This is a genomic window from Methylobacterium sp. A52T, from assembly GCF_053346095.1.
The window spans coordinates 19748-27320 of record NZ_JBKFBI010000077.1 but is presented as its reverse complement, the minus strand read 5'-3'; the positions used below and the strand labels follow the sequence as shown (position 1 = coordinate 27320).

The 7573-nt window shown below is 71.5% G+C and carries 7 protein-coding genes and 1 pseudogene; 6 read left to right on the top strand and 2 right to left on the bottom strand.

Annotated elements, in window-relative coordinates; translation table 11 throughout:
* Together ACLBYE_RS18495 and ACLBYE_RS18490 are read left to right on the top strand one after the other, a co-directional pair.
* Positions 1 to 618 (top strand): annotated as a pseudogene (locus tag ACLBYE_RS18495) (DNA polymerase III subunit gamma/tau); the annotation flags it as partial.
* 62 nt (positions 619 to 680) lie between these two features.
* A complete protein-coding gene (locus ACLBYE_RS18490) occupies positions 681 to 1004 on the top strand; it encodes a YbaB/EbfC family nucleoid-associated protein (RefSeq protein ID WP_020092789.1) in 324 nt (107 codons plus the stop codon).
* Between the two features lie 150 nt (positions 1005 to 1154).
* Here the strand turns inward: ACLBYE_RS18490 and ACLBYE_RS18485 are convergent, their stop codons facing one another.
* On the bottom strand, positions 1155 to 2774 hold the full coding sequence (locus ACLBYE_RS18485) for a phosphoenolpyruvate carboxykinase (RefSeq protein WP_447695286.1): 1620 nt from the start codon (positions 2772 to 2774) through the stop codon (positions 1155 to 1157).
* A 415-nt stretch (positions 2775 to 3189) separates the two neighbouring features.
* On the opposite strand from ACLBYE_RS18485, the gene recR reads away from it, so the two are divergent.
* The 4 genes from recR to truA all read left to right on the top strand — a co-directional run bounded on the left by recR (position 3190) and on the right by truA (position 6335).
* Positions 3190 to 3795, top strand: a complete 606-nt coding sequence (gene recR, locus ACLBYE_RS18480; protein WP_447695285.1) for a recombination mediator RecR — start codon at positions 3190 to 3192, stop codon at positions 3793 to 3795.
* A gap of 105 nt (positions 3796 to 3900) precedes the next feature.
* A complete protein-coding gene (gene def, locus ACLBYE_RS18475) occupies positions 3901 to 4416 on the top strand; it encodes a peptide deformylase (RefSeq protein WP_091680823.1) in 516 nt (171 codons plus the stop codon).
* A gap of 7 nt (positions 4417 to 4423) precedes the next feature.
* The gene (gene fmt / locus ACLBYE_RS18470) at positions 4424 to 5353 is read left to right on the top strand and encodes a methionyl-tRNA formyltransferase (RefSeq protein ID WP_447695284.1); all 930 of its coding nucleotides are present in this window, start codon (positions 4424 to 4426) and stop codon (positions 5351 to 5353) included.
* A 220-nt stretch (positions 5354 to 5573) separates the two neighbouring features.
* Positions 5574 to 6335, top strand: a complete 762-nt coding sequence (gene truA, locus ACLBYE_RS18465) for a tRNA pseudouridine(38-40) synthase TruA (protein WP_447695283.1) — start codon at positions 5574 to 5576, stop codon at positions 6333 to 6335.
* On the opposite strand, the gene dapE is transcribed toward truA, so the two are convergent.
* Positions 6317 to 7495, bottom strand: a complete 1179-nt coding sequence (gene dapE, locus ACLBYE_RS18460; RefSeq protein WP_447695282.1) for a succinyl-diaminopimelate desuccinylase — start codon at positions 7493 to 7495, stop codon at positions 6317 to 6319. The genes truA and dapE overlap by 19 nt on opposite strands.
* Between the last annotated feature and the right edge of the window lie 78 nt (positions 7496 to 7573).

The following is a 7573-nucleotide window of genomic DNA, read 5'->3' as shown; positions in this document are numbered from 1 at the left end:
GGGGGGGGTCCGGGGGCGCCCCCCGCGGCACCCCGCACGGTCGCGCCAGAGCCCGCCCCGGTCGCGGCGCCCCTGGCCGCGCCCGTCGCGGTGAACGCGCCGGCGAGCGTCCCGATCAGCGCCCCCGTCGGTGCGCCCGCGCCGAGGCCGGCGCCCGCGGCACCGCCGACGCCGCGTCTCGGGCGGTTCGAGGACCTGATCGCGCTGGCCGACGCCAACCGGGACATCCTGCTGCGGACCGCGCTGGAGCGCGACGTCCACCTGGTGCGCTTCGAGGAGGGCCGGATCGAGTTCCGCCTCGCCTCCGGCGGCCGGTCGAGCCTCGCCAACGACATCGCCGCCGCCATCGAGCGCTGGACCGGGCGGCGCTGGGTGGTGGCGCTGTCGAAGGACGAGGGCGCCCCGACCCTCGACGCGGCCGCCCGCGCCGCGACCGAGACCCGCCGGGAGAACGCCGCCGCCGACCCGTTCGTGCGCGAGGTCCTGACGCGCTTCCCCGGGGCCGAGATCGTCGACGTTCGCGAGACCGCGCTCGAGGCCCTGCCCTCCGCCGAGCAGGAGATCCTCGGGGAAGGCGACGCCGCGCGGGTCGGCGAGGTCGAGGACGACGACGCCTGACGCACGGTGGCGCCCGGGCCGCGCCATACCCAGATCAGACGAGGAAACGGAAAGAGAGCCGCATGCGCGACCTGATGGGCATCATGAAGCAGGCTCAGGCCATGCAGGAGAAGATGGCCAACCTGCAGTCCGAGATGGACGAGATCGAGGTGACCGGCGCCTCCGGCGGCGGCTCGGTCCGGGTCACCATGAGCGCCAAGGGCCAGATGAAGGGCGTCAGCATCGACCCCTCGCTGATGGTCGCGGACGAGCGCGAGATCCTTGAGGACCTGATCGTCGCGGCCTGCAACGACGCCCGCGGCAAGGCCGAAGCGACCATGCAGGAGCGCATGGCCGAGCTGACCAAGGGCCTGCCCCTGCCGCCGGGCATGAAGCTGCCGTTCTAGGGATCCGTTCGGACGAGACGTCCGAACCGTCCTTGCGAGCGGAGCGAAGCAACCCAGGGCAGCGCGACGCTCGCAAGCGTGGCGCAACTGGATTGCTTTGCTCCGCTCGCAAAGACGAATGGGGCGGCCCGCGGGCCGCCCGCTCTCGGTTTACGCCGCGATCGCCTGCGCGGTCGGCCCGGCGGCGCGCACGTCGGCGTCGACATGGGCCTCGAACCGCTTGAAGTTGTCGTCGAACATCTTCACGAGCCGCGCCGCCGTCTCCACGAAGGCGCCCTTGTTGGCCCAGGTCTTCACCGGGGTAAGGATGTGCGGCTCGACGCCCGGAACCGAGACCGGCACCGCGAAGCCGAAATACGGGTCGCGGCGGAACTCGGCCTGCGCCAGCGAGCCGTCCAGGGCGGCGCTCAGCAGGCGGCGCGTCACGCGGATCGGCATCCGCCGGCCGGTGCCGACGCCGCCGCCGGTCCAGCCCGTGTTGACCAGCCAGCAATCGACGCTGTGCTTGGCGATGAGGTCGCGCAGCAGGTTGCCGTAGGTGCTCGGGTGTCGCGGCATGAACGGCGCGCCGAAGCAGGTCGAGAAGGTCGCCTCGGGCCCGGTCAGGCCGCGCTCGGTGCCGGCCACCTTGGCGGTGTAGCCCGAGAGGAAGTGGTACATCGCCTCGGCGCCGGTGAGCCTGGCGATCGGCGGCATCACCCCGAAGGCGTCGCAGGTCAGCATGACGATGTTCTTCGGATGCCCGGCCCGGCCGGAGGCGCTGGCGTTGGCGATGAAGTCCAGCGGGTAGGCGCAGCGGGTATTCTCGGTGAGCGACGCGTCGTCGAAATCCGGCGCGCGGGTGACCGGATCGATGATCACGTTCTCCATCACCGTGCCGAAGCGCTCGGTGGTGGCGTAGATCTCCGGCTCGGCGTTGCGCGAGAGGCGGATGGTCTTGGCGTAGCAGCCGCCCTCGAAGTTGAAGATGCCCTCGTTCGACCAGCCGTGCTCGTCGTCGCCCAGCAGCTGGCGGGAGCTGTCGTTCGACAGCGTCGTCTTGCCGGTGCCCGAGAGGCCGAAGAAGATCGCCGAGCCGCCCTCGGCATCGAGCGCCGCGTTGGCCGAGCAGTGCATCGGCATCACGCCCTGGCCGGGCAGGATGTAGTTCAGGTAGGTGAAGACCGACTTCTTCATCTCGCCCGCGTAGGCGGAGCCGCCGATCAGCACGAGCTTCTTCGAGAAGTCGATGGCGATCACGGTCTTGGACCGGCAGCCGTGCCGGGCGGGATCGGCCTGGAAGCTCGGCAGGTCGATGATCGTCATGTCCGGCACGTAGGACGCGATCTCGGAGCGGTCCGGGCGGATCAGCAGGTTGCGGATGAACAGCGAGTGCCACGCGAACTCGGTGAAGACCCGGGCCTTGACCCGGTAGGCCGGATCGGCGCCGCCGTAGAGGTCCTGGGCGAACAGCTCCTTGCCCTCGGCGTGCTTCAGGAAGTCCTGGCGCAGGGTCTCGAACTGCTCGGGCGTGATCGCGCCGTTGTTGTCCCACCAGACCTCGTTCTCGGTGCCGGCGTCGCGCACCACGAACTTGTCCTTGGGCGAGCGGCCGGTATGGCTGCCGGTGGTGGCGACGAGGGCGCCGCCGCGGGCGAGCTGCGCCTCCTTGCGGGACAGGGCCTCCTCGTAGAGGCGCGGGGCCTCGAAATTCCAGTGGACGGCCTTGAGGTCGCGGAAGCCCGCCACCTCGGCGCCGTGGGCCGCGTTGTGATCACCGATGTTGGACATGATCGTATCTCCCGGGCCCCTGTTCGACCGTCGACGCGACTGAGCCGGACGGCACCGCCGTCCGGATTTGCCCGGGAGACGTCCGTGCGGTCGTACAGGACCGCCGCACGCAGGTTCTCCGTTCCCGGCCGCTCGCCATCCCACGCTCGCGTAGGCGGCGAAGCTTCGCTGTCATAATGGGCTCCGCCGGGAGCCCGCAACGTGTACAAACAGGTTAGACCACAGTCGTGGACTCAGGAACCCAGGTCTGTAAGCAGTTCCGTTCGTCGTGCAGCATAATGCCACCGGCGAAGCGGCGTCGGAATACCCATATACCACATACGATGGACCGCATCGGCGCGCGGACCCTTGCGCGGCGCCCGGCGCCGTCTATGCCCGTCCCGATCCGCAGCCCCTTCCCCGCCCCAGAGGCACGATGCCCCAAGCCGTCGCCGGCCCCGAGATCGAGCGCCTGATCCAGCTCCTCGCCCGCATGCCGGGCCTCGGACCGCGCTCGGCGCGGCGGGCCGCCCTGCAGCTCATCAAGAAGCGCGACACGCTCCTCGGGCCGCTCGCCGACGCGATGCGTGTGGCGGCCGACCGCATCATCGTGTGCACGAGTTGCGGGAACGTCGACACCTCGGACCCGTGCACGATCTGCCGGGACGCCGAGCGCGATCCGACCACGCTCGTGGTGGTGGAGGACGTGTCCGACCTCTGGGCGCTGGAGCGGTCCGGAGCCGTGAAGGCGCGCTACCACGTGCTCGGCGGCGTCCTCTCGGCGCTGGACGGCGTCCGTCCGGAGCACCTGAACCTCGCGAGCCTCGTGGAGCGCGTGGCCCGGCCCGAGGTGACCGAGGTCATCCTGGCGCTCAACGCCACCGTCGACGGCCAGACCACCGCCCACTACGTCACGGAATCGATCCGGCACTGCGACGTGAAGGTCACGCGCCTCGCCCACGGCGTGCCGGTCGGCGGCGAGCTCGACTACCTCGACGAGGGCACGCTCTCGGCGGCGATCCGCAGCCGGACGGCGTTCTGAGAGGCCGGCGACAGGCCGCGAACCGGTATTTGACCGGTCCTCGGCCGCATCCTATTCGACGGTGAGCCCGGACCCGTCCCGGCGCCTTCCCTGCCGGTTCCCGCCATGACCATCCGCCCGCTCGTCATCCTTCCCGATCCCGTCCTGCGCCTGGGCTCCGAGCCGGTCGGTCCGATCACCGCCGAGATCCGGACCCTCGTCGCCGACATGTTCGAGACGATGTACGACGCCCCCGGCGTCGGGCTGGCGGCGATCCAGATCGGCGTGGCGAAGCGCGTCGTGACGATCGACACGTCGAAGGAGGAAGGCGTCCGCGACGCGCGGGTCTTCATCGATCCCGAGATCGTCTGGTCGTCCGAGGAGAAGCGGGTCTACGACGAGGGCTGCCTGTCGATCCCGGACTACTACGCCGAGGTCGAGCGCCCGGACCGGGTGCGCGTGAAATTCCGCGACCTCGACGGCAAGGAGCAGGAGATCGAGGCCGACGGCCTGCTCTCGACCTGCATCCAGCACGAGATCGACCACCTGAACGGCGTGCTGTTCATCGATCACCTGTCGAAGCTGAAGCGCGACCGGGTGATCAAGAAGTTTACCAAGGCGGCCAAGCGCGACGCGGCCTGACCCGGCCATGCGCGTCGTCTTCATGGGCACGCCGGACTTCGCGGTACCGACGCTGGCGCGGCTCGCGCAGGACGGGCACGAGATCGCGGCGGTCTACACCCGCGCGCCCGCCAGGGCCGGCCGCGGCATGAGCCTGCGCCCCTCCCCGGTCCACGCGCTGGCCGATACGCTCGGCGCGCCGGTCCTGACGCCCGCGACGCTCCGCACGCCCGAAGCCGCCGAGACCTTCGCGGCGCACCGGGCGGACGTTGCGGTGGTCGTGGCCTACGGGATGCTGCTGCCGCAGGCGATCCTCGACGCACCCCGGCACGGCTGCCTCAACCTGCACGGATCCCTGCTTCCGCGCTGGCGCGGCGCGGCGCCGATCCAGCGCGCCGTGATGGCGGGCGATGCGGAGAGCGGCGTCGGCGTCATGCGGATGGAGGCCGGCCTCGACACCGGCCCGGTCGCCCTCGAGGCGCGTCTGCCGATCACGCCGGGCATGACGGCGGGCGCCCTTCACGACGCGCTCATGCCCCTCGGCGCCGATCTGATGGCGCGGGCCCTCGTGGCGCTCGACGCGGGCACGCTGACCTTCGCGCCGCAGCCGGAGGACGGAATCGTCTACGCCCACAAGATCACCAACGACGAGGCGCGGATCGACTGGTCGCGGCCGGCGGCTGAAGTCGCCAACCGGATCAACGGGCTGTCGCCGTTCCCCGGCGCCTTCTTCGAGGTCGATCTCGGCAAGGGCTCCGAGCGCGTGAAGGTGCTCCGCGCCGCCCCGGCAGAGGGTTCGGGCGCGCCGGGCACGCTGACCGATTCCGAAGGCACCGTCGCCTGCGGGGACGGCGCCGTCCGGCTCCTGGAGCTGCGCCGCGCCGGGAAGGGCGGCAGCGCCAGCGGGGCCGAGTTCGTCCGCGGCGCCCGCCTGACGCCCGGCGCCCGCCTCGGCTGATGCGCGTCGCCCGTTCACGGCATTCGGCACGCGGGCCGACCAATCATCGCGAGCGCAGCGAAGCGACCCAGGGCAGCGCCCCCTGGCGAGGCTCGGCGCGACACTGGATTGCTTCGCTACGCTCGCAAAGACGATCGCGCACACATCATTCCGAAGTTTTGTCGCATATCGCGAGATCGGACCTCGGAGCGCCCTCGAGCGACCTCGAGGGGGCCGGCTGATGCCCCGCTACAAGCTCGTCATCGAGTACGACGGCGGTCCGTTCTGCGGCTGGCAGCGGCAGGCGGACGATCCCACGGTCCAGGGCGCGATCGAGGCGGCGGTCACACGCTTCTCCGGCGAGGACGCCCGGCTCACCTGCGCGGGCCGGACCGATGCCGGCGTGCACGCGATCCATCAGGTCGCCCATCTCGACCTCGCCAAGGACTGGCGGACCGACACGGTGCGGGACGCGCTGAACGCCCATCTGCGGCCGCAGCCGGTGGCGATCCTGTCCGCCGAGACCGTGCCGGAGAGCTTCGACGCCCGCCACTCGGCGATCCGCCGGCACTACCGCTACCGCATCCTCAATCGGCGCAGCCCCGCGGCGCTGACGCGCGCCCATGTCTGGCACGTGCCGTGGACCCTCGACGCGGATCGGATGCACGAAGCCGCCCAGCGCCTCGTCGGCCGCCACGACTTCTCGGCCTTCCGGGCCGCCGAGTGCCAGGCGAACAGCCCGATCCGCACGCTGGAGCAGCTCGACGTCGCCCGCGCGCCGATGGCGCTCCACGACGAGATCGTGGTGGCGACGTCGGCGCGCTCGTTCCTGCACCATCAGGTGCGGGCGATGGTCGGCACGCTGATGCTCGCCGGCTGCCGCCGCCTCTCGGCGGACGACGTCGCCGAGATCCTCGCCTCGGGCGACAAGCGCCGGTGCGGGCCGCTGGCCCCGGCCGCCGGGCTGACCTTCGTGGGCGTCGACTACGAACCGGGGAAGTAGGCGTCGAGCACGCGCCCGTAGATCGCGGCCAGCCGCTCCAGGTCGGCGACCGCCACGCACTCGTCGGTCTGGTGCATGGTCTCGCCGACGAGGCCAAACTCGATCACCGGGCAGGCATCCTTGATGAAGCGGGCATCCGACGTGCCGCCCGTCGTGGAGAGCGTGGGGGTCAAGCCGGTCTCGGCACGGATCGCCTCCGCGACCAGCGTCACGAAGGCGTCCGGCCGCGTCAGGAAGGCCGGCGCGTTCGAGGGCTGAAGGTCGAGGCTGAAGCGCACCGCGTTCCCGGCCACCTGCTCCAGGCGCCGGCGGATCTCGGCGCCCAGGCTCTCGGCCGTCCAATCGTCGTTGAAGCGGATATTGAAGGTCGCCCGCGCGGTCGCCGGGATGACGTTGGTAGCCGGGTTGCCGACGTCGATCGTGGTGAACTCGAGGTTCGAGGCGTCGAAATGCGCCGTCCCGCGATCCAGCGGCTCGGCGACCAGCGCCGAGGCGAGGCGCAGCAGGCCCGGGATCGGGTTCTCGGCCTTGTGCGGGTAGGCGACGTGGCCCTGCCGTCCGAGCACGGTGAGCTTGCCGGTCAGCGAGCCGCGCCGGCCGATCTTGATCATCTCGCCGAGCCGGCCCGGATTGGTCGGCTCCCCGAGGACGCAGTGGTCGAACCGCTCGCCCCGGCGCCGCGCCCAGTCGAGGAGCTTCACGGTGCCGTTGACCGCCGGTCCCTCCTCGTCGCCGGTGATCAGGAACGCGATGGAGCCGCCGAAATCGGCGCCGCGCCGGTCGAGGAAGGCGAGGGTCGCCGCGAGCATGCAGGCGACGCCGCCCTTCATGTCGGCCGCTCCCCGGCCGTACAGCATCCCGTCGGCCACGGCGCCCGCGAAGGGATCGTGGCGCCACGCGCCCTCGCCCTCCGGCACGACGTCGGTGTGGCCGGCGAAGACGAGGCACGGACCGTCCCGCCCGATACGGGCGTAGAGGTTCGGCGTGTCGGGATAGCCCGGCTCCGAGAAGACCGGCCGCTCGATCGCGAAGCCGGCCGGCCGGAGCGCGTCGGCGACGACGTCGAGGGCGCCCCGATCCTCCGGCGTCACGGACGGGCAACGGATCAGGTCCTGCGCGAGGCGCAGGGCCGCGTCGGGGGTGTGATGATCTGCCGGCATGAACCCGTCCTCGGCGGCGCGACGTGCCGCGCGGCCCGCTTAACCCGAAGCGGGCCGCCTCTGAACTCCCGTCCCGGG

Coding starts and splice junctions, on each gene's coding strand:
- ACLBYE_RS18490 (WP_020092789.1), top strand. CDS start 681: ATGCGCGACCTGATGGGCATCATGAAGCAGGCTCAGGCCATGCAGGAG.
- truA (WP_447695283.1), top strand. CDS start 5,574: ATGCCCCGCTACAAGCTCGTCATCGAGTACGACGGCGGTCCGTTCTGC.
- ACLBYE_RS18485 (WP_447695286.1), bottom strand. CDS start 2,774: ATGTCCAACATCGGTGATCACAACGCGGCCCACGGCGCCGAGGTGGCG.
- fmt (WP_447695284.1), top strand. CDS start 4,424: ATGCGCGTCGTCTTCATGGGCACGCCGGACTTCGCGGTACCGACGCTG.
- def (WP_091680823.1), top strand. CDS start 3,901: ATGACCATCCGCCCGCTCGTCATCCTTCCCGATCCCGTCCTGCGCCTG.
- recR (WP_447695285.1), top strand. CDS start 3,190: ATGCCCCAAGCCGTCGCCGGCCCCGAGATCGAGCGCCTGATCCAGCTC.
- dapE (WP_447695282.1), bottom strand. CDS start 7,495: ATGCCGGCAGATCATCACACCCCCGACGCGGCCCTGCGCCTCGCGCAG.